Here is a 21,609-nt window from a genome sequence, read left to right as displayed (position 1 = left end):
AGTCAATAATAGTTTTTGAAAAGATGAAAAAAGATAGTTGTAGAATCTGTATTTGATAAACCAGATGGTCTCTAGAGAAAAAGTAATTTTACTATAAAAGTTACATGCCTCCTTAGCTGGAGACATGTATTCGATTTACTCTTTTTTCAATTATTCGTATGCTTTGCCATTTTAGGAATCAGAAATCCCAAGACGACCCCTATAGCAATGACAAGCAAGAACACATATAAAATCATTAATTTCTTATTTTGTTCAATAGGCTTTTGGGAAGAATCCGACATATAAAAGCTTTCCTGATCCGCTTTTGAAAAAAGGCCCAGCTGATCTGCTTTTGCCGTTATTGTATTATGAATCTTGTCTTCCCCGGCAAAAAGCTGTTCCTTTACATCTTTCAGGGGATCGTAGTTCTTCTTCGTAAATGTCAGATCCTTCTGCTCTTCCGGAATCTGCTTTTTGTTTTCATAGAGCGACTTCTCATGCAGATAATCCGTATTATCTTTGAATTCTTTTTTCTCATAAGAATTTGGCGTCACGTTATTAATATCAGGGGTGGCCCCGGCAGGTCTTTCAGCAATGATAAGAATTGCCGGGAGCAAAAACATGATTTTAAATAATGTTTTAAGCTTCATACGCCTGATCCCCATCCCGAGTGGTACGCAGATTTTTTAGAAATCTAATCGTAAATGGAAGGATGGTAAGCAAAGTAATGATTCCAATCAGAATGATAATTGCCGGTATGAATAACGAACTTGAATCATACTGAATGGACATATATACCTTGGACATAGGATCTTCATAGTTAATATTCGGCGCTGTAAGAGCTAAGAACGGACTGACGAAAAAGATGACAAGACCGACACTTGCTATCCAGCCAGCCATGTTTCCAATTTTGAAACCAGTCAATACGACTGCTGAAGCAGCAGTTAACAAAAGGATCGTAAAAATGGTCCACTGAATTGCCCGTTCATCTCCCATAGAATAGATGTTCAGACCATACAAGCTGATAATCAAGCCTACAATCAGGTTCAATAACATATACATTGCTGCATGGACAAGCATCGGAGCATTTTTAAAGTAATGGCTAAAGTATCCGATTAATAAGCTGCTAATCAGAACAATGGCTAGTACCACAACAGGTGGCAACTTGTTTTCTTCTTTCTTTACTGCTGTTTCTCCGCTGATTTGAAGCGGATTTGATAATTGCTCATAAACCGGTCCATTTTTTTGGCCATTTACATATGCATTGCCAAGGACATTAAAAATATCGTCCCTGAACATTCTTGTCGTTTCAACGTTGGTGCCCCATTTTGAATTTAGAGTATCCGCATCCTGCTGCACAGTCTGAACTTTCGTTTCAAGTTCACTCGTATACCCTACAATATTGTCTTGGTTTTCCCCAATGGAACCAATAAGGTCATTCATCGTTACTATGCTTTGGCTGATTCCCTCTTGTTTCACCTTAACCGCATTACCGTCAGATCCGTCAGCAGGAGTTGGTGTATTTGCAGAAAATGATTGAATTTGTTTCATTACGGAATTTGCATGTTCTTCTACTGAAGATAAGTCAGATTCAATTGCAGCTTGCTGGATCTCAATTTTTTGACGATAGTCATTAAAGAAGGTTTCCAATTGACCCTTTAAATTTGTCGCCTGTTCCTGTGAGTAAGGTAGAGCGGTGTTCAGTCGATCCCAGGCCATTTGCTCCTCGTCATTCACACTAAGAGTTGAGTTTAACTTTTCCTGCAGTGCATTCATCTTTTCTTGATTGTGAATAAACGAATCCTTTATTGCCCCTTCCAAATGAACAAGGGAAGAATAGTATTCCATCATTTTTATCGGATCAGTATTGTTGATACTTAGACCAAAAACATTTGATAAAGTATCCTGATAAAAACCTAAATTTAATACTTGTTGTTCTTTCTCCTCTATGAGGTTAATCAAGGAAGAGAAACTTACTGAAGAATTCACTTGGTCTTTAAGGCCGCTATTTTCTTCTAACAATTTATTATAATCTGCTGTCAACTTTGCATTCAGCGCCTGAAGTTCATCTACTACTTTCTGTAGAGGATTTTCACTGGATTCAATAGCTGCAAGCTTTTGTTCAACCGTTAATAGGCGCTGGGATAATTGTGGCAAACTGTTTATAGCTATTACTACTTGTTCAGGTTTTGGTTCCACAATGGTTTCCAAAGATGTTTTTACTGTGTTAATTTCTTTGACAATTGCCTGAAGCTCTAACCTTTCTGCTTCCATACTTGGTGTCGAAGTATCCGAGTTTGCAGCAGACACTTGATTAGTTTTCTTGTTAGCAAAACTCTTATTTGTATTTCCCGGCGGATCCGGATTGCCAGGCTTTGTTTCTCCTGAAAGATCATTTTTCAAAGAGACTATTGTTTGTATAGTCTGATTAATCGAGTTAGTCTCTTCTAATTTTAAATACTCTATGAAATCCGTTCTTTTCGTATCAATCTGCCCCGTCCGGATGTTAGACAAATCTCCCAGCATTTTATTGTTTTCCAGCAGCTGAGATTCCACACTCCAAAGGCTATTTGTCAGCTGCTGGCCTCCTTCATTAAGGAAAATTACTGATTCCGAATATCGCGGAGCTTGATTCCCTGCTAAAGCTTGAATGCTTAAAAGGTTCTCATCCTGCAGTTTTTGAAGTGTTATCTGCTGGGTATCTTGATATTCTTTGTACTGTTCAACAAACAGGACAAAAGATTCAAGATTTTGTTCAAATTTCGTTACATTGCTTTCCCCGTCCGCAAAAGAATCTGCAGCAATTTTTACTGAAGATTGTATTCCTTCAAGCATGTTGCGCTGCTGCTCTATTTCTGCTGCAAGGTTTTTCGAACTTGGCTTATAAAATGCAAGCATCGTATTCTGGAAATCAATTTCTTTTTGCAGGATATTATCAAATTTGGAACGGACATTTTCTAAATCCTGCGAAACGTACGTCCAATAGAGTGTTGAAATTTTCCCGTTCACACGGCTGGTGGCCGTTTGAATTTCACGCAGCACTTTTTCTCTATTAAGAGAATTTAATTGATTCTGGATCGTGTATTCGAATTTCGCTTTTACAGGCTGCTTGCTTTCGTAGGACATAATATTCCTTGAAAAATCAGATGGAATATAAACAACGGCATCATATTTTGTATTTCTTAAACCGTTCGCAGCAGTACTTCTGCTGATTACTGTCCAATCATATTCTGACCCTTCCTTTAAAATGGAGGTTATCTCTTTTCCGAAATCAAGTGACTTACTTTCCTTGTCAGCACCTATATCTTCATTAACAACCGCAATGGTTCTTGTGGCATTTTCCCGGACAAGCAGGGGTTTGTCGCCAATTGATCCAAAGAAGATAGCTGGTGTGGCTAGAATAAGGAACATCACCAAAACCATTTTAATGATATATTTTGTTTTGGCTGTCATGCTAAAACCTTCCTTTCAGTGGTACAAAGTGGAATCTGGATTTTTAATTCCTTCCCGTTTAGTACGTAGTATCCAAATCCCGGCTGGATCTCTGCCTCTTTACGTTCGTACGGAAGCGTGAAGAGTGTTTGCTCTGATTTCTTCATTAGAACAACCGCCTGGCGAATTTGTTTTATTTCGGCTGTTAATGAGTCATATCCTTTCGAAAGATCATTATTGCTGCCAGAAACAATGACACTAAAGCCAAGATGGCTGCTGTTTTTCATCAGCTTCGCAATTCGTTCCTGGAGCATATTGTCTAATGATTGGGCAAAACGGGAGTATCCATCAATCACCAATACAATTGGGGCAAAATCAGGAACGGTATGGCCATGCTGTATCCCTTCAAGATATTCATTTTCTCTAATAGACAAGATATCTTGCACTTTTACAACCCAGTCGGAAATTTGTTCTTTTGTTTCAATATAAGCCGTGTTTCCTTCACCAGCATAGGACGACAAACCGCGGTCCATTGAATCAAAAATACCTATTGATTCAGCGCCTTCGAGTATATTGTTCAACATAATTTTAAGGACATTTGTTTTTCCTTTTTGCGCTTGACCTACGACTAGGCAATGCTTGTTTTTCTTAAGGTCTACATGTACAGGCTTTACACGCTCCTCGTCTAACCCAATAGGAACAAGATCTGGCCGTTCAGACCCTGCCAAATACTGGGTAAAGTTGATAAGGTTCAGCTCCGTCGGCAGCATTGGCACCTGTTCAGGCAATTCGCAGCCCTTGTATTGCTCTTTCACAAGCTGAATGTCTTCCCTGATCGACTCCAATATTTCCAAATCATCTTTTCCATCAGAAGGCAAGAATATTTGAGAAAAATGTGCCTCATCCTTTTTAACAATAGCTCTTCCCGGAATAGGTTCAGGAGCAAACGGAACCCTGCCTAAGACGGAATATGCTTCGCTTTGATCCATTAAATAATGGACAATCTTTGTTTTGAGATTATTCATTAGAGACTGGCGGATCGAGTTAATTCGTGTAGCTGCAAATATCATATAAATCCCCAACGATTGGCCATCCCTGGCAATTTGATTAATTTGCATTTCTAAATCCTGCATCTCTTCTTTTACTAAGTCAAAGTTATCAAACGTTAAAAATAGTAATGGTAGTTTCTCACGGCTTAGTGAGTTATACATCTTGATCCCGCTGACTTCCTGCTGCTGGAACAGCTGCTTCCTGCGTGAAATCTCGTCTTTTATGATTCTCATAAACTTTTCAATCTTCCGCTCTTCATCCATTAGGAAGAAATCTGCAGTATGCGGAAGCTGGCGGAGCGGCAAGAGAGACCCGTTTCCAAAATCAAATAAGTAATAGTGCACTTCTTCAGGAGTATACTTTTCAGCTATGCTGAGGAGCATCGTAATGATTGTATGCGATTTTCCATACCCTGAAGAGCCAAACACTCCAATATTTCCATCCTCTATTAATTGATAGCTGAATGGATACTGGCTCTGCTGCTCTGGTTCATCAACCATTCCTAAATAAATCTCATTCCTTTGATCCGATCGATAAAGTTTTCGGCTTAGGCGGCTTTTCAGCGGTGGCAGCCATGGGCTTCTCAGTTTTTTGATTCCCATCTCTGTTTGCGTTTCTTCAATTTCCTCAACAACCGCTTCTATTTCTGTTTTACCGCCAGTTTTCTTTTTATTTCGGGCTGTAACATCCGAAAGCGGAACCAAACCAAGATCGGTCACAATTGCTACTTCGTCTTCTGTTTCAGAAGAATCTTCAAGATATGGCGCCCCGCTCCAAGCAGACTGAAATAACTCATAAATCTCGTTATTTCCTACTTGCAAATAGCCTCGACCTGTTTCAGTAATCGAAGCAGCATCTGAGTTCTTAATAATTTCCCGGCTATCATCTGTATCCTGCACCTTTAAAGCTACACGGAAACGCGCATTACTCCAAATTTGTTCATCAATGACTCCGCCTGGCTTTTGAGTAGCCAAGATCAGATGCACTCCCAGACTTCGCCCAATCCGTGCCGCACTAACAAGCTCTCTAATAAATTCAGGTTCTTCGCTTTTTAATTCAGCAAACTCATCTGATATCAAAAACAAATGCGGCAAGGGTTCTTCTGCCAGCTTGCTTTTATACATGTCTGTATAGTCATTGATATGATTAACCTGATATCGGTCAAATAATTTTTGGCGTCTTTTCAACTCGCTTTTGATGGAAGCAAGTGCCCTTGAACTAAAGTTTTTGCTTCCTTCAATATTCGTAATCGTCCCCAGTAAATGCGGCATACTTTTAAATGGCTGTGCCATACCGCCGCCTTTATAATCGATAAGCAAAAAAGCTACCTCATGGGGATGGAAATGAACAGCGAGAGACAAGATGTACGTTTGCAGGAATTCACTTTTCCCCGATCCTGTTGTTCCTGCCAATAAACCGTGCGGACCATGAGCTTTTTCATGAAGATTAAGTAAAGATAATTCTTCCTTTCCTTTAAGCCCAATTGGTACTGCCAATGACTTAGAAGACTCTTTTGTCATCCAGTTTTGCTTAATCGGTAGCTTGCCGACTTCCTTTACATTCATCATTTCCAAAAAGGATACGCTTTTCGGAATAGAGTTGGTCATTCCCACTTGGTGGTCAAGCGTCCTTAACATCCGGGAAAACTCTTCATTCCCCTTGTACTGGTGGGAGTCAAGCTTAAACGGAATGGTTACCGCTTTTTTATCCTGTATTAGAATATCTCCCTCTTCATCATTGATATATCTGACTAGTGTTTGTATATTATCATTCAAGCTTTCCTTGGAATCGGCAGCAAAAATAACCGAGATCCCTAAGCGGGTATGCTCCCCTTCTAAATACTCCAAAATAACGTGATCAGCGATCAGCTGCTGATTGGTGATAATGAAGACAAGATGCGGAGAAAATTTCAGTTTCTCCTTATTTTCATCTAAATCTCTTTCTCTTAAAATTTCATAAATAGATGAGAGCAATTGATCTCTTGTTTGATCGTTATAAATTAGCCCTTTTGCATGGACATGTGAAAGCTGAAAATGCGGGAGCCATCTTACCCACTCCCATTGGGCGTATTCTTTTTCATTAAAAATAAAAACAAACCTTACATCATGATAACTGTGGAAAAATGCAAGCTGCCCAATAACCTGATGAATTTCATTTTTCACAACCGTTTCTTTTCCGATCAGCCCGATTGGTCCTTTGGATAAGTCAGCGATAACGGGAACGTTTTTGATTTCCTTATATACTTTTTCCAGCACCTGAGATTGTTCCAGCAAATCATCAATTTCGCGGTTAGCCATGTCGCCAGAGCTTACTGTTACTTCATAGCTTGCAGGTACATTACCTGTTCCAAGCCTGAATTGGAGAAAATCGAAGCTTTCAAGTGACCGTTCCCATATTCGGTCAGAAATTTGCCCGGTAAAATACTTCATTCTCTCAAAAGAAGGAAAGTGGAACTCCAGCACATGTCTTTGCTGGTCAGACAATACTTGCAGTTCTTTCCGTTTCTCTTCCAAATAAGCCGTATAGACCCTGAACCTCCGCTCTTTCCGCCTTTTCTGATTACTCTTATCCTTGAAATACTGTACAGTGGACGTAACCATTGTTGTCATAAACATAACCATTGAGATAAGAATAAAAATCCCTCTCGGCTGCAGCAAAGCGACAACGCCCATCACAATCAGCATGATGAGCGGAGGCATTACGATAAGCCATAACCCTCGATTGGAATCGTCCGGCTCCTGTGAGGGGAACGTTAATGAAACCTTCTCATCCGGCATTTCATAAACCATTCTAGGTGTCCTGCGATACAGCGGGTATTTTTTGCTCATTTCAGACTGTGGCTTCAATGTAATAGGTAGCTTGGCTTCAAACCTTTCAAAGCTCGATATTTGAATAAGATCATCTTCAAGTAGTCTAACAGCCATGAAAGGAAAGAATAATAGATCACCAACCTCCAAGAATGCTCTTGCTGTCAGCTTGCGGCCGTTTAAATAAAGGCGCCCTCTTCCTGGCTCAGCCATCCATCCCTTACTTGTTTTAATAAGCTCGAATGAATGCACTTCTTCAAGGATCATTCCGTTCTTTTTATAGATTAATGCACTGTCATCGTCTGAAGAAAAAGTAATTTCCTTTTGGTACCCCGAGTAATAAGTTTGGTTATTAATAGGAGCAGCTGTTAAAAATATGGTTAATACTTCTTTTCCATCTTTTAAATAAAAAGGTTCACCATTTTTAATATGGCCAATTGATTTGCCATTTTGTAATACATCGTATCCTTCATTGCAGGTTTCAAGCGTTAGCGGTCCCTCTGTGAAAGGAAAGCTGCCTACTGTAACCATCTGCTCAAATTCGTGGCCAACGGTTACCGCATTACTATTCTCCTTAATGGTGGGCAGCTGCTGATAATGCTCATTGTAAAAAAACCAAAGATTATCCATCATTTCCACCTCCTGTCCCTATTAATTTTGATTTTCCTCTGCCGATTCTTTCTTTTCGGCTGGCTGCTCTGTTTTTGTTTCATTGGAAGGAGTTTCTTCTGTTTTCGTTTCATTAGAAGGAGTTGCTTCTGTTTTTGGCTCTTCTTTTGCAGCTTCATCATTTAATTGACTATTGCTTTGCTCCTCTAGGAGGCTCTTTTCCTGTTCCTCTTGCGCCTTTTGTTCTTCAACATACTCATCAATCTCGGATTGGATTTCTTTTATTTCTTGTTGTTTTTCATCTGCTGAAAGACTTTCATCCGCTTTTATTTCTTCACGGTATTTAAGCAGTGCAAATAGAATTAAATCTCTATCCTCAATTGAACGTGCAATATCGAGGGCTTCTTTTGCACTTCCTCTTCCTATATGTATCCAGTAATGATAGTAAAGAGGATCCGAATGGAGTGCGATTGTGTTTTGAACATTATCCCTTTGGTCTTCTGTTAATGCCTCATTTATTATGTAAGAATGCGCTAGTTCATATTGAACAACCCTTGGCATTTGATCAATTTTATAATTGGATAATTGATCAACTACTTCACTATATTCTTTATTCAAAAAATGCTCCTGACTATTAACAAAAGCTGCTTGTTTAGGCTGGGTAAAAAGAAGGGAATACAAGCTGAAAGCTAGTATTGGCAGTAAAACAATAAAGAGCCCTAAAGCTGTATATCTCGTGATTTTCCATTTCTTTTGCGGTACACGAATATATTCCTTCTCGCGATCTTCGAGCATTTTTATATTTTTTCGAATGACTTCTGATAACTCGGTTTCATCATCTGCCTTCATGATATCTGCTGCAACGGGAGAGAGTTCAATCGTTTCGTGCAATTTTAGGTAATCGTGAAAAGTATACTTTCCATCTACAGCAGCTGCTATGGTTGCTTTTAACTCGTTCCAAAGCTTATTTGAGTCTTTTTCATAAGGCGGAAGACTCTCTTTCACTCCATAATGAAGAAAATTAGGCATCAGACTTTCATCGACGACGATATTTTCTGGGCATACGATTACGTGCAGCCTTGAAAAAGGGTGGCGCATAACCCGCTTTAAAAGTAAAGATGCAAAGATCCATCTGCTTCTCTTATCTTTGGTTTTTAATTCAGTAAAGGATAAATAATTTGAAGGAATTTGATAGACGAGGCTCAGTTCATCCTCTGTTAAAATGATATCCCTTTTGATTGCTGAATCAATTTCCTTAAGGAGCTCCAATTCCGCTGCATGATCAGCCTTAATTTTTTCTCTTTGGAAAATGATCTTAAAGGTTTGATCTTCAGTTTTCACAACCGCTTCAAGCTGTTCTTCTAAATATGTATGAATCTGCTCTGACATGTTTTTAAGACTCCTTTATAAAATTTCGAAACGGTCCCCAGTGGCAATGCCTTTATTTGCCAGCTGGTCATTCCCGGATAGCACCATTTGCTTATTGGGTATTCTGACCCAATATCCTTCTCGGGGCGGCTGTGAAATCGATTTGGCTTGCCAGACGATATCAACTACTTTTTTAACAGAGTGGTAGTCTGAAAGACGGAGATCAAAAGATTCACCTTGATAATTTTTTAAATCAATTGTTAGTTCAATATACATTTCAATACACCCCATAAAGAAAACTCGCCGACTGGCGAGCCTTTTAGGCGAAGACAGAGGCGCAGTTGCACTTATACTTAATTCCTAGAATTGGCAACTACGTCGAGTACTCTTCCTCGCTGCCAATTTATCCTCACTTAACGTGTAAAAAGGAGCGCCTTCATCTGGTGAATTCAGCGCTCCTTCTCCACTTATAGTTTCAGATGATATTAACCGCGGATTTGGCTTGCAATTTGGTTATCAGCATCTTCAAGAGCACGAGCAGTATTGCTAAGCTGAACAGAGATATCTTCAAGCAATTGCTGCATTTGTACAAAAGAAGGTCTTAATGATTGGTATTGGTCAGCAAACGCTCTGCTTGCTTCACCTTCCCATGCACCTTGTAACTCGCTGATCATGTTATCCAGACGGACAACTTGCTCTCCTACTTGGCCGCTTTCTCCATTGTAACGATTGGACATACCTACTAATTCTGCTGGTGTAACGCGAATAACTCCTGACATTTCCATCTCTCCCTTTCATTCAATTACTACTATTTATGGAAATAGCTACTATTATTGTAAAAATACACCACGGAAAGGTCAATTGGGTATTTAAAAAAATATTAAAACAGTTAATTATACCTATAAACTCCCCTGATTAAATACTATAAAACTCTTTTTATAGTACTTTTTACACAGTTCTAAACGGCAGATATTTATTTAGGAGCGGATACTTCCACCTCTTCATAATAGATGGTGATGCTCTGTTCTTTTATATCATTGATGTTCTGGCTATACCGGTCTGCCACTAGATCCATTTGAGAAATGTACCCGTTAATAATGGATTCGTTTTCCCTATGATTTTGTAAAAGGGCTTTGAGGCTTTCTTCAACGATTCTTCCCGAACCTGACGCTAGTTCTTTCTCAATGCTCATCACCATTTCATAGTCCAATAGACCCATTTCTTCAAGCTGATGTTTAAACAAAGCCGATTTGTATTTTAAATTTTCAAAGGGTTTGAAGCGATATGTGCGATTCAATTGCCCCATGGCAGCCACCTCTTTTATCGTAAATCGAAAATAGCCGAGATCCGTTTATCCTCATGAAACAACTTTACGATTGAAGACCTGATTTTTTTAAGCATCGCGATTCCCCGCTTTTTCTCCTCATCGAAATAATGGAAAGCATCCTCAAAGGTCTCTGTCAATGCTGTGTCAAGCGGGCGGATTAATTCATGAACCGTTATCCCTCTCATTTCCACATCTCCAGCAGGCAGCAAATGCTGATAAGCATTTGGATTCGATTCCATATGATTAATAGAGGACAAAAGCTCGTTTTTACGATTTTGATAGTCTTCTACATACTCACGATGGTACATATCCCGCATGCGGGTTAGCACATTTTCTTTATCACTATATTTATCCATGCCTAATTGATAAATTCTCACAGCTGAAGATAGGTTAACCTCAATTTTTTGGCCGTTTGATTCAGTTTTAAAGCGAATCATATCATTTCCTTCATAGCGGACTCCATCCTTCATGGCGAGTGCACTGGCTACATGACCTACACCATGAGCTTCAACAGCTTTTGAGAAGTCCTCAGCGAATCCGTTAGGAACTTCAAATATTTTTCTAATCTTTCCTTTAATATTAGCGATTTCGAATCTAAGAGTAGCTGCAATATTCATTAGACCTGCATAATATTCTCCATACCTGCTGTCCATTGGAGTAATAACATCTTTTAAGATGACTCCCCCTAAACTTCCAATAGACTTTAGTATATTTTTCAAATGCCCCTTAATTTCTTTTAAGTAGGACATAATCTCATCCTTCATAACGATAGCTGTATCTGCGAGGATACTAAAAAGAGCAGGAAGGTTCTTTGTAAGATTTGAAAGCTTTGTCTTAATTTCCAAAACTCGAAGGTTTAGCTCCCCCAGAGCAATAAACAATCCTTTCGGCATATGAGGAATGGGAAAAGGCACGGGTATATCCATGGAAGTTTGAGGAAAAGGAAAACCGCCAAATTTTATGTTTATACTCGGGAACCTCCAATCAGGCCCTTGCATAAACACTTTCCACTCTTGTTCTACTGTGTCTATTAAAGTGAATAACCCTTTATCTATTCCAGTCGCTCCCCGCAGCAATCCATCCATGCCGTTCTCTGAGTAATAAGGTGCAAGGTAGGCCAAGTATATTTGAAGCTTATGTAAATCTTTATCAGAAATGTTGCCTAATGCCGGGCGAATTCCCTCAAAGCCAGGATCTGTATCAATAATCTTCCGGTCTCCCAAATCCAAAAATCCCCTAAATCCCGAAACTGCATAAAGCATATCCTCCTCTGCGGTTAAATGGTAGATATTCTTTCCCTTTTCTTTGTAGTATTCCTCGGCAAAGGCTTTTAGTTGGGAGGGGGGGATGGAGTATAGCTCCTTGTCAGTGTCTGGATCGATATTAAATTGTCTTGAAATACTTCTTCTAAATTCTCTGTCTGTAAAAGCTAATTGATAAGCACTTGGCGGTGCATCATTTATTGCATATACGTTTTTGTAGGAACCAGTCATTAACTGCAGCATTTGGATTAAATTCCCACCCAAAGAATGTCCTATTCCGAATTTCTCTAATTCAACTTTGTTAACAACTTCCCCCTTCATTTTTCTTTTATTGATATCAGCATCAACTTTCTCATTTATTTTTTTGCTAATTGCTTCATCAAAATACCTTGCATCTAAATATTGATCTTGGACTTTCCCTGCAAAAATGCCAAATGAATTATATATCCAATCATGCGGCAATCCTTTTCCGCCATCTTCCCTATTCTCACTGCCTCTTGTAATCGTGTAGGACTGATTGAGTCCTTGTTCAGCGTTATAAAAATGAATGATTGCTCCATCAAAACCGGAATCTTTTCCAAGGTCATTAGTTTTACTCAGATCTTTAGAGTAATAAACTGTAATTTCAGCAGGAATATCTTTACCAGTCTCTTCAATATAGATTCTCCTAATTAAATCAGCTGATATCATTTCTGTCTTTCCATATTCCAGCTCTGCGATTCTCGCCCTCAATATATCGGTATTTAGGATTTCATTTTTTTCCATTCATACATCTCCTTCATACCACGCTATTCTGAGAAATTTACTGATTTCATCATGGACAGAAACTTTTCTTCAAGTTCTTCCGGCTTTAAATTACATTTCTTACTTTGTTTGGTACAAGTACTATCTACAAAAAAACTCAATGCCTTATCACTGTTTTTCGGTTTTATGTAACTAAAAAAACTGTAATACGTTACTTTATCTTCCGTTGAAGTATCCTTAGCATAATAATACGTTTTCCCATCATGTTCGAAGGTTTCATATTCACCTTCATATCCAGCATATTCAGACAGCAAAGTAAGATTAATATCAATATCATTTGTTTTCGTTCGATCCTCAAAGGTCATTTTATAGTAAAAAGAGAGATTTTCTTCTTTAACCTGTTCACCAAAACTTAAGGTTTCAAAGAAGTCTTTATTTTTTTCATACCCAGCATCGGAAACCACAGCGTTTTTCGGATACAGCATGCTGTATCCCCCAGTACGTGATTTAAATCGATAATACCCTTCTTGTACTTCCTTAGGGGATTCTATAAATTCTCTTGTAAATTCATCTTGAAATGCCCTTGTATTTGGTATTTTGTTTCCTGTATCTTTTTCGCTTACCGGCCCCTGCCCCATTACGCATCCCCCTAACAAGATAACCATCATTACTGAACTAAGCATTCGTATTTTTTTCAAATGTATGCTCCTTTCAACTCATGTGTAAAAACGTTATAACAGATGATAATAAGAAAGAGTGACCAAGGGATTTCCGACTATATTCAAAAAAGCTTTTAATTCCAGTAAACCATACAATTTTTTAAAACTTTTTTATCCTATTTATTTACTACCATGGCTCTTTAATCCCGTCAAATCAAGGATTAGAATTGTCGAATTTTGTCTGTGGTTTTTTCCCTATAAACACCTTGGATTCAAGATTAATATATAGGTATTTTTATCCATATAATTGTAGATGATATAATAATTTCTTGATTTTTATTTCAAGAAATTACTAAATGTTAAATTTTGTAGTTCTTTAGGCTTATTTTTACATAAACTTATTAATTCTTTAATAATAATTATTTGGAGTAAAATTACACTCTTAGTTAATTATTTCAATATATGTATAAAATACTATCCCTAATCTTTATTATTCGCCCGAAAATAGGATCTGCTCAATTTGAATTACTGATAGAAATATAGTTAGAAAGACATGTTATAACATGGAAAAATTGAAGTAATTTGTAAGCCAAATAATCTTTTCCTGTTATGCTGAGTCCTTCAAGGCTAAGAATTTACTTCTTTTTATGTGTAAATATTTACTAGTTCATGATTCAACGGGATTATTTTTATGGTAATATATAACTGAGTATTCAGAAAAAAATATTTGGTTTCAGACTTTATTACCAGTCTATTATTTTAATAATTATGATTTACACACCTATTAAGGAGGTTATCTATTTGCCTTCACTAAGAATTTCAAGAATAGAAAAAAGAACAAGAGTAGAAGGTCCGGGATTAAGGTATTCTATTTGGGTTCAAGGGTGCCCGATACGTTGTGAAGGGTGTTTTAATCCTCATACCTGGGATTCCAACGGAGGCTATACAAAAGATATTGACGAAATCTTAATGGAAATAAAAAATACTTTAGAGACAGCCACTGAACTTGAAGGTGTCACTTTTTTAGGAGGCGAGCCTTTTAGTCAGGCAAAGGAATTAAGTATCCTGGCGCAGAAGATAAAAAAAATGAATTTATCAGTTGTTACGTTTACCGGCTATGAATATGAAATGATCTTGAGATCGCCGAATCGAGAATGGCACAGATTATTAAAAGAAACGGATTTGTTAATAGACGGTCCTTATATCCAGGCTCAACATGATCTCAGCCGCCCTTGGATTGGATCGAAAAATCAAAACTATCGATTTCTGACGGATGTTTATAAACATCTGGAATCATCATTGCCACTGATTCCGAATAAACTCGAGATACGGCTGCATCCTGACGGAAGTATATCTGCTAATGGTATGGCAGAGTCCATTGATTTACATATGTTGCTGGAACTAGATTATGTAAGGAAGGAGTAAATTCATGAGCATTGAAATTGTGTTAATTCCTCTTGCTATTGCTTTAACAAAAGAAATTGCGGAAGGCATCTCCAATTTTTCAGAAGAAAATAATAAAGACTTCACTATCCTCGATACACGAATGAAAGATGAGTCTCTTTTAAAGCAAGCACTGGAAGAGTGGAGCTGTTCGTTTCGAGAAGTAGGAGCACTAGATTCACTTCAACAGCTTCATGAAAATGAAGTGTCTTTTATGATGAACAAGGAGGGGTGTTACTCGCTTGTTTTACCGAAATCTGCAGACAAAAACTCATTCCAAGAATGGATCGAAAAGGTAGAAACGTCCTATACCCATTACCTGCAGCAAAAAGTCTATCTGAATCTAGTAGAAAAGGCAAAACAACAGGGAATGATTCTAGAGAATGAGGATTTGTTAGAGGATCATTCAATCCAGCTTACCTATATTTTAAATCGATAAAAGGGGGAGAATGATTTGGCAAAAAATTATACAGACAGAGGAAAGACATGGGAGCTAGCGAATAGCTGGTGGATTCTATTAACGTTTCCTCCTATTGGTATGACCAGTTTTATCGCATTTTTATATACGGGAATAAAAGTAAAAAATCAACGTTGGAGAATTTATGGTTTCATTTATTTAGCAGTCTTTATTCTTGTTCTAGTTTTAAGCGACCCAGATATAGTGGCAGGCATTGCTCTTGTCCTTTGGATTGTTTCGATTGTCCATGCCTTTAAAATTCGTCCGGCTTATTTGGTCCAGTTAGATGTCTTAAAATCTCATGAAAATGAATTAATTAATCAAGAAGTTTCAAAGCTCAGACAAGAAGCTGAAGCGAAATTTGGCGGCGTTAATCGTTTGCAAACGCAGCCTCCTCAGCCTAAGAGAGATAACCGGCCAGAAATTGACACCAGCTCTCAGGTAATCCCGCAAATCCAACCGGGTGTAACGGAACATAAAGAAGTTAAAAAAATCAATATCAATTTAGCGCCTGAAGCGGAAATTGCTGCGATTCCTGAAATTGGAATCATTTTAGCCAAAAAAGCAGTCGTTAAACGCCAGGAGATTGGCGGTTTCCAATCCTTTGAACAATTTGCCCAAATAATGGGGTTACAGGAGCACACGTTTGAAAAAGTAAAACCGCGACTCGTTTTTTCAGAAGGCGAAAACAACAAAGAACAAGTTACTTCTGGAAGAGTGATAGACTTCTAATCTAGTTTTATGAAATATGGTAAGCCGGATTATTTTTGGCTTACTTTCTTTACATACTAATTGAGAAAAAAGGAAGGATGCGTATGGCTACAGGCAAGCAAGCAAGAACACGAACGTTGTTAGCAAATCTATTAAAAGCTCGATTTCCGTATTTATATATCCAAACGTGGGAGGAAGACCGTGTTTTATCACTGATCCGTTCGGTTGCCCAGGATACGGAATTAATTAAAACGCCGCGGGAAGTATTCACATGGAGAATGACAAATGGGATACAAGATCACAGCAGGCAAACAGTGGGAGATTGCAAACAGCCTTTAAAGGCGCTGGAGTTTATTGAAAAACATGATAGGCCCTGTATCGTGGTCTTGCAAGACTTCCATGTGTATTTTGGCGGTCAGGGAAGACTTCCGGATTTCCAGGTTATTCGTAAATTACGGGATATCTTAGGGAAAATCAAGCAAAGTCCAAGTCCGATTAATGTGATCTTTACTTCTCCTTTTCTGATGATTCCCGAGGATCTGCACAAGGATATCACGATAGTTGATTTTGATCTCCCGTCCTTTAACGAAATTCAAGCCGTTCTTGATGAAATGATCCAAATCAATCAGCAAAGCGGAAGAATTCAAATCTCTTTAACCAATGAAGAAAAGGAACGGCTGGCTAAGGCCGCCTTAGGCTTGACCCTCTCCGAAGCTGAAAATGCCTTTGCCCGTGCGATGGTAGAAGACGGAAAGCTGGACATCCATGATGTAGAGATTATTCTAGAAGAGAAAGAACAAATCATTAAAAAGACCGGTATTCTGGAATTCATTACGAGCGATTTAAAAATAGAAGATGTAGGCGGGCTGGAGAATCTGAAGCGTTGGCTGGCCAAGCGAAATAAGTCCTGGCTCGACTCAGCAAGAAAATATGGTCTACCTGCACCTAAAGGGGTTTTGATTACAGGCGTCCCTGGGTGCGGAAAAAGTTTGATCAGTAAATCGATTAGCTCCATGTGGCAGCTCCCGCTTTTACGGCTGGATATGGGGAAAATCTTCAGCGGCATCGTCGGTAGCAGTGAAGAGAACATGAGAAAGGCAATCAAAACAGCAGAAGCCATTTCCCCTTCGATCCTTTGGATCGATGAAATTGAAAAGGGGTTCAGCGGGATCTCAAACGGCGGGGACAGCGGGATCTCTTCCAGGATTTTCGGGCAGTTTTTAACATGGATGCAAGAAAAGACGAGTCCTGTATTTGTAATTGCGACTGCCAACAATATTTCTGGTTTGCCGCCGGAACTGATGCGTAAGGGCCGCTTCGATGAAATCTTCTTTGTGGATCTTCCGACTCTCCGAGAAAGAAAAGAAATCCTGAAAGTCCACATCCACAAGCGCATCAAGGATCCAGAAGTAATGGGCTATTTCAAATTAACCGATGAAGTATTAGAAAGTCTGGCGAAACAATGCGAAGGCTTTGTCGGAGCGGAGATTGAACATCTAGTCATTGATGCTTTATTTGAAGCCTATTCAGGAAATCGCTCGATTAGTCTGGAAGATTTTGAACGAGCGATTTCGAATACCGTTCCATTATCTGTTACCCAGGCTGAACAAATAAGACAAATTCGGGAGTGGGCGAATGTTCGTGCTGTTGCAGCCACACCCCAAGAAGACCGGAAAGAGTATATAAAGGAGACTGTTATGGTCCCAGACAACGGTCAAGCACCGGATTACACCGATGATGTTCGTTTTAATCGGGGCGGAAGAACGATTGATTTCTAAGGAGAGAGCAGATGGAAGAAAAAATTCAGATACGTATTTTGCCTGACGGCCGCATTCAGGCAGAAACATTGGGCATTAAAGGAGAAAAATGTACAGATTATATTATGATTCTTGAAAACCTTCTTAACGCCCAAGCCGTCCAAGCGGAGTACACAAAAGAATTTTATGAAACAGAACAAGTTAGCCAGCAGCAAACGGAACAAATTTCTTTTAAAAATATTAATAAATAGTTTAGCGGTTACCAGGAGAAGTGTTAACGCACTTCTCAGGCTGTCGAATAACTATCGGCAGCCTCTTATTTTATTCACTTGCTTCAATAATCCACCGCGTTAATTTGGTATAGTATTATCGGTGTATAGGCTTTTAAACAGGTCTGTTGATTGGCGCTCCAGGCAATTCGCTTTCCGCGGGCGTGTCGGGGGAGCTTCCTCATCGCTTCGCTCCTGCGGGGTCTCCCCTGCCCCGTACTCCCGCAGGAGTCTTCGTGCCTTCCGCACCAATCAACAGAGTGCTTTCAATAAAGACCTTCAACTCAACTTATAAATTATAAAAATATGTGGTGAAATCAAACAGCCTCTCATTATGCTTTAGAAATATCAATAAATCCTTCTCCGAACACATCACGGACATCGTGTATAGCGATGAAAGCATTCGGATCAGTAGATTGAACAATTCGTTTCAACTTTATTACTTCTTGCTTACTGATAACAATATAAAGAATTTCCTTTGGGGTTTTTGTGTAATAACCATGACCCGAGTATACGGTTACCCCCCTGTCCATTGATGTAGTCACCTGTTCGGCAATGTCATTCGGTTTATCAGAAATAATGGTAATTGCCTTCTTCGGATTCAAGCCTTCGATTACAAATTCCATCACTTTCGTTCCGACATATAGCATAATAATTGTCAACATCAGCTTTTCTGCACCAATGATAAAATAAGATGAAAAAGCAACTATTAAATCAAAAAACAATAGACCATAGCTAATGCTCCATCCTAAATACTTATGTGTTATCCTTGCTAAAATGGTAGTACCTGCTGTTGTTCCGCCAACCCGAATGATTAGGCCAATCCCGACCCCTACAAATATTCCTCCAAAAATGGCATTTACCATCAATTCATTAGAAGCAATATTCCAACCTTCTGTCAGATGAAGAAAAAGCGAATTAAAAACTACAGCAATAATCGTATAAATCGTTGTTATCTTATTCAAAAATTTATAACCAATAATTAACAAAAATGCATTCAGAATTAAGTTGACTAAACCTGGTGACCACTCAAATAAATAGTAGGTAATAATTGTGATACCCGTTACCCCGCCTTCCCCAAACTCGTTCGGAATAACAAATAAATTAACACCTAACGCAAAAAGAAAGGCACCAATAATAATAAAAATGATGTCTGTGGTTGTTTTTTTCATACTCTACCTCACTGCTTATAAAAATATTTACTCAGGCATAAACTCTCATCATTATATCGTTTAACATTTAACTCGTACAGTAGTCTGTTATTTATTAGGAGTAAAGTTAAGGAGTGTTAATCTACTAGACATTATCAAGCTTCTGTTGTTCATTTCTTAGAAGAACCAGGATATGTTAGGTATAGTGTTTCAATTTCCTTAACATTTCATAAGAAAATGATGAACAAATGAAAGCAGTATTACTTGAAGAAGCATATAGTTGAGAAGATAGACATTAAAAAAGAGGCCTCCATTAAGTTCACTGACTTAATGAAAGACCTCTCTAAAAATCTCATTAAATAATATCGGTCACTTTTTCGGACACTCTAGATTGAGTGAAGGCTTATAAATCCCAAAATATTAGGGTTTATTAGTCTTTATTACATCATGCCGCCCCTAAGATGTTGGATTCTATACTTTTGAATTAATTTACACAAACGATGATATACCGAGCTATAAAGGGTGTTTATTATTCCTGCAACCCTTGAGTCACAGCTTCGAGTGCCTCCATTCCTCCAAAGTAAGCTAATTTCCCTTCGCTTAAGTGAAGTAATTTATCTTCGCTCGATTGCTGGATCTTGTCGACTAGATGGGTGCTAATAATGATGATACTATGATAAGAAAGCCGCCTAATAACGCGTTGAAAATAGAGCTGCTCCTCAATGTCCAGGCCTTCAAAGGGCTCATCTAAAATACAAATTCGCGGAAGATTTATGAGTGCCTGGATTAAACCAACTTTTTGCCGTTGTCCTCCAGAAAGTTGGCGAATCTTCCTCTTTTTTATTTGAGTTAAATTGCTCTCTTTCAACCAATGTTCAACAGTCTTTTTTACAAGTTCCCGAGGAATCCCTTTATGATATGCAATATATTTTACATACCTTTCTACAGTCATATCCATATGACCGGTAAAATGTTGTGGGAGAAAACCAATAATTCTCCTAATTTCTTCAATATCTAGTTTTCTTCGGTACGTCCCAATCTGCTCGTCTCTGACTAATAATGTATAATTGATTTCCCCATGTCCTGGTTGAATCGACGTCGTGAGCAGCTTCAAAAGCGTACTTTTTCCAGCTCCATTTTTTCCTACAACATACGTAATTCCTTTTGTAAATGAACAACTAATACTGCTTAAACATGTTGTATCCTCCATCGAATGTTCCACATTATTTAATGTTATTCTCATTTCCAGATCACCGAAAAACGTCTCTTTAATACAACACTGCTTAATAAAAGAATGGAAATTCCTAAAATAATCATATTCACTGTCAGAAAATAATCATCACCAGGTGTTTGGAACAATAGCTTATTCTTTAATAACACTTGGCTGAACCAAATAAACAGTGTAATCGACAACCCTATTTTTTGCCCTAACCAAAATATCGTAACAAAACCGATTACTCCAAAAAAGAAAATCGGTATAAACGAACTAACCAAATACAATATTGTACCTTCTTTTCCAACAACAAAAAGACTTAATGGCAGTGTCAAAACTAATTGGGATCCCATCACAATCATAAATCGGGTAAATATTTGTTGAATCACTGGATAATAACTTAACGATTCAATGATTTCATTTCCTTCATTTTTAGGACGGAACGAATAGCCAATCACTCCAATGACAAGAAGGGTAATCCACTTGATCCAGCTCGAAAATCCAGTCATGGCATCAGCTGAATTTTCACTAATAGTAAAAGTAATTGCAATCATAAGCAGTCCAGTTAACAGCCAACTTGTCGTTCCATAGAAATTCAATTGTGATAAAAACATATTCACTATTTTTGATTTAGTTGAAAGAGAATTTTGTGTCGTTTCTAGCTCTAGGCGCAAATCAACCGGACTTTGCTCCTGCTCTATATTTTTTATCTTTTGAATCAGATCTAAGGTCATTTCTCTCGTTGGTTCAGGGGCAGTAAATCGATCAAAGTAAGTTTTCCATTCTTTTTCTAACCTTGATAATTCTTGATCTTTACTCAATTCCCTCAGCCCCTTTCCGCTCATCCGTAACTAGAATATTTTCAAGCTGCTTTAACCCACGCGTAATTCGCGTTTTAACAGTATTGATAGAAATATCCAATGCCAATGCTATTTCCGAGTATTTCAAACCTTGATAGAAACGTAAATACAGAACTGTACGATAATCAAGTGAGAGTTGATTCAATGACTCTACCATCCATTGGCGTTCAAGCTGATGATCAATAATATGATGAACCCTGCCTTTTTCTTCAATATCCTTATCTGTCACATATTCGAGACGCGATGTAGGCTTTCTCCAATAATCTTTACAAGTATTGGTCGCGATTTTATACATCCATGGTTTAAATTGATCAGGAACGAACCCCTTAAGTCCTTGCTGATAGATTTTCAAAAATGTTTCTTGAACAATGTCTTCCGCCAATTTTTCATCGTGCAATAATCGGTATATATATCCAAACAGAGGCTTATGATAGCGGAAAACAAGTGTATCAAAAGCTGTGTCTATCCCAAGCGACAATTGGCGCATATATTCTTCATCTTGCATCCCTAT

The 21,609-nt window shown here is 38.3% G+C and carries 18 protein-coding genes; 5 read left to right on the top strand and 13 right to left on the bottom strand.

The annotated features are described in order from the left end of the window. Window positions 1-146: 146 nt before the first annotated feature. From essA to QNH20_RS02320, 9 genes are all read right to left on the bottom strand, one after another. Window positions 147-629 carry a type VII secretion protein EssA gene (gene essA, locus QNH20_RS02360; protein WP_283921336.1) on the bottom strand — a complete coding sequence of 161 codons (483 nt, stop codon included), beginning with the start codon at window positions 627-629 and terminating at the stop codon, window positions 147-149. After that, window positions 619-3,432, bottom strand: coding sequence for a type VII secretion protein EsaA (esaA, locus tag QNH20_RS02355; RefSeq protein WP_283921335.1), 2,814 nt, complete (start codon window positions 3,430-3,432; stop codon window positions 619-621). The genes essA and esaA overlap by 11 nt, the downstream gene beginning before the upstream one ends. Further along, entirely contained in the window at window positions 3,429-7,898 is a 4,470-nt protein-coding gene (essC, locus tag QNH20_RS02350; RefSeq protein WP_283923327.1) for a type VII secretion protein EssC, read from the bottom strand. Before essC ends, esaA begins: the two co-directional genes overlap by 4 nt. Before the next feature lie 21 nt (window positions 7,899-7,919). Further along, window positions 7,920-9,266 (bottom strand): type VII secretion protein EssB, encoded by a 1,347-nt coding sequence (essB, locus tag QNH20_RS02345; RefSeq protein ID WP_283921334.1) that lies wholly within the window; start codon window positions 9,264-9,266, stop codon window positions 7,920-7,922. A gap of 15 nt (window positions 9,267-9,281) precedes the next feature. Further along, window positions 9,282-9,521, bottom strand: coding sequence for an ESX secretion system protein YukD (gene yukD, locus QNH20_RS02340; protein ID WP_283921333.1), 240 nt, complete (start codon window positions 9,519-9,521; stop codon window positions 9,282-9,284). A gap of 209 nt (window positions 9,522-9,730) precedes the next feature. Further along, window positions 9,731-10,024: a WXG100 family type VII secretion target gene (locus QNH20_RS02335; RefSeq protein ID WP_283921332.1), complete on the bottom strand. Its 294-nt coding sequence runs from the start codon at window positions 10,022-10,024 to the stop codon at window positions 9,731-9,733. Window positions 10,025-10,218: 194 nt separating this feature from the next. Continuing rightward, window positions 10,219-10,551: a hypothetical protein gene (locus QNH20_RS02330; protein ID WP_283921331.1), complete on the bottom strand. Its 333-nt coding sequence runs from the start codon at window positions 10,549-10,551 to the stop codon at window positions 10,219-10,221. Between the two features lie 14 nt (window positions 10,552-10,565). After that, the gene (locus QNH20_RS02325; protein ID WP_283921330.1) at window positions 10,566-12,599 is read right to left on the bottom strand and encodes a DUF6792 domain-containing protein; all 2,034 of its coding nucleotides are present in this window, start codon (window positions 12,597-12,599) and stop codon (window positions 10,566-10,568) included. A 23-nt stretch (window positions 12,600-12,622) separates the two neighbouring features. Further along, window positions 12,623-13,276, bottom strand: coding sequence for a hypothetical protein (locus QNH20_RS02320; RefSeq protein WP_283921329.1), 654 nt, complete (start codon window positions 13,274-13,276; stop codon window positions 12,623-12,625). 762 nt (window positions 13,277-14,038) lie between these two features. On the opposite strand from QNH20_RS02320, the gene QNH20_RS02315 reads away from it, so the two are divergent. The 5 genes from QNH20_RS02315 to QNH20_RS02295 all read left to right on the top strand — a co-directional run bounded on the left by QNH20_RS02315 (window position 14,039) and on the right by QNH20_RS02295 (window position 17,856). Continuing rightward, entirely contained in the window at window positions 14,039-14,662 is a 624-nt protein-coding gene (locus tag QNH20_RS02315) for a 4Fe-4S single cluster domain-containing protein (protein ID WP_283921328.1), read from the top strand. Window positions 14,663-14,666: 4 nt separating this feature from the next. Next, window positions 14,667-15,119 (top strand): DUF1257 domain-containing protein, encoded by a 453-nt coding sequence (locus QNH20_RS02310; protein ID WP_283921327.1) that lies wholly within the window; start codon window positions 14,667-14,669, stop codon window positions 15,117-15,119. Window positions 15,120-15,134: 15 nt separating this feature from the next. After that, window positions 15,135-15,869, top strand: a complete 735-nt coding sequence (locus tag QNH20_RS02305; RefSeq protein ID WP_283921326.1) for a ComEA family DNA-binding protein — start codon at window positions 15,135-15,137, stop codon at window positions 15,867-15,869. A gap of 83 nt (window positions 15,870-15,952) precedes the next feature. Further along, the gene (locus tag QNH20_RS02300; protein ID WP_283921325.1) at window positions 15,953-17,626 is read left to right on the top strand and encodes an AAA family ATPase; all 1,674 of its coding nucleotides are present in this window, start codon (window positions 15,953-15,955) and stop codon (window positions 17,624-17,626) included. Window positions 17,627-17,637: 11 nt separating this feature from the next. Further along, window positions 17,638-17,856 (top strand): DUF2997 domain-containing protein, encoded by a 219-nt coding sequence (locus tag QNH20_RS02295; RefSeq protein WP_283921324.1) that lies wholly within the window; start codon window positions 17,638-17,640, stop codon window positions 17,854-17,856. 350 nt (window positions 17,857-18,206) lie between these two features. Here the strand turns inward: QNH20_RS02295 and QNH20_RS02290 are convergent, their stop codons facing one another. The 4 genes from QNH20_RS02290 to QNH20_RS02275 form a co-directional block, all read right to left on the bottom strand. Continuing rightward, complete coding sequence (locus QNH20_RS02290; RefSeq protein ID WP_283921323.1) at window positions 18,207-19,046, bottom strand: YitT family protein; 840 nt, start codon at window positions 19,044-19,046, stop codon at window positions 18,207-18,209. A gap of 508 nt (window positions 19,047-19,554) precedes the next feature. Then, a complete protein-coding gene (locus QNH20_RS02285) occupies window positions 19,555-20,268 on the bottom strand; it encodes an ATP-binding cassette domain-containing protein (RefSeq protein WP_283921322.1) in 714 nt (237 codons plus the stop codon). Then, a complete protein-coding gene (locus tag QNH20_RS02280) occupies window positions 20,265-21,059 on the bottom strand; it encodes a hypothetical protein (RefSeq protein ID WP_283921321.1) in 795 nt (264 codons plus the stop codon). The genes QNH20_RS02285 and QNH20_RS02280 overlap by 4 nt, the downstream gene beginning before the upstream one ends. Beyond that, window positions 21,052-21,603, bottom strand: a complete 552-nt coding sequence (locus QNH20_RS02275) for an RNA polymerase sigma factor (RefSeq protein ID WP_283921320.1) — start codon at window positions 21,601-21,603, stop codon at window positions 21,052-21,054. The genes QNH20_RS02280 and QNH20_RS02275 overlap by 8 nt, the downstream gene beginning before the upstream one ends. Window positions 21,604-21,609 lie beyond the last annotated feature (6 nt).

The sequence above is a fragment of the Neobacillus sp. WH10 genome (assembly GCF_030123405.1).
In the GTDB taxonomy this organism is placed as follows: domain Bacteria; phylum Bacillota; class Bacilli; order Bacillales; family Cytobacillaceae; genus Neobacillus.
Note: the sequence above shows the minus strand (reverse complement) of the source record. Positions and strands in the feature narration are given on the sequence as shown.

Coding starts and splice junctions, on each gene's coding strand:
- QNH20_RS02335 (WP_283921332.1), bottom strand. CDS start 10,024: ATGTCAGGAGTTATTCGCGTTACACCAGCAGAATTAGTAGGTATGTCC.
- QNH20_RS02330 (WP_283921331.1), bottom strand. CDS start 10,551: ATGGGGCAATTGAATCGCACATATCGCTTCAAACCCTTTGAAAATTTA.
- QNH20_RS02290 (WP_283921323.1), bottom strand. CDS start 19,046: ATGAAAAAAACAACCACAGACATCATTTTTATTATTATTGGTGCCTTT.
- QNH20_RS02285 (WP_283921322.1), bottom strand. CDS start 20,268: ATGAGAATAACATTAAATAATGTGGAACATTCGATGGAGGATACAACA.
- QNH20_RS02300 (WP_283921325.1), top strand. CDS start 15,953: ATGGCTACAGGCAAGCAAGCAAGAACACGAACGTTGTTAGCAAATCTA.
- essB (WP_283921334.1), bottom strand. CDS start 9,266: ATGTCAGAGCAGATTCATACATATTTAGAAGAACAGCTTGAAGCGGTT.
- yukD (WP_283921333.1), bottom strand. CDS start 9,521: ATGTATATTGAACTAACAATTGATTTAAAAAATTATCAAGGTGAATCT.
- QNH20_RS02310 (WP_283921327.1), top strand. CDS start 14,667: ATGAGCATTGAAATTGTGTTAATTCCTCTTGCTATTGCTTTAACAAAA.
- QNH20_RS02295 (WP_283921324.1), top strand. CDS start 17,638: ATGGAAGAAAAAATTCAGATACGTATTTTGCCTGACGGCCGCATTCAG.
- QNH20_RS02325 (WP_283921330.1), bottom strand. CDS start 12,599: ATGGAAAAAAATGAAATCCTAAATACCGATATATTGAGGGCGAGAATC.
- esaA (WP_283921335.1), bottom strand. CDS start 3,432: ATGACAGCCAAAACAAAATATATCATTAAAATGGTTTTGGTGATGTTC.
- essA (WP_283921336.1), bottom strand. CDS start 629: ATGAAGCTTAAAACATTATTTAAAATCATGTTTTTGCTCCCGGCAATT.
- essC (WP_283923327.1), bottom strand. CDS start 7,898: ATGGATAATCTTTGGTTTTTTTACAATGAGCATTATCAGCAGCTGCCC.
- QNH20_RS02275 (WP_283921320.1), bottom strand. CDS start 21,603: ATGCAAGATGAAGAATATATGCGCCAATTGTCGCTTGGGATAGACACA.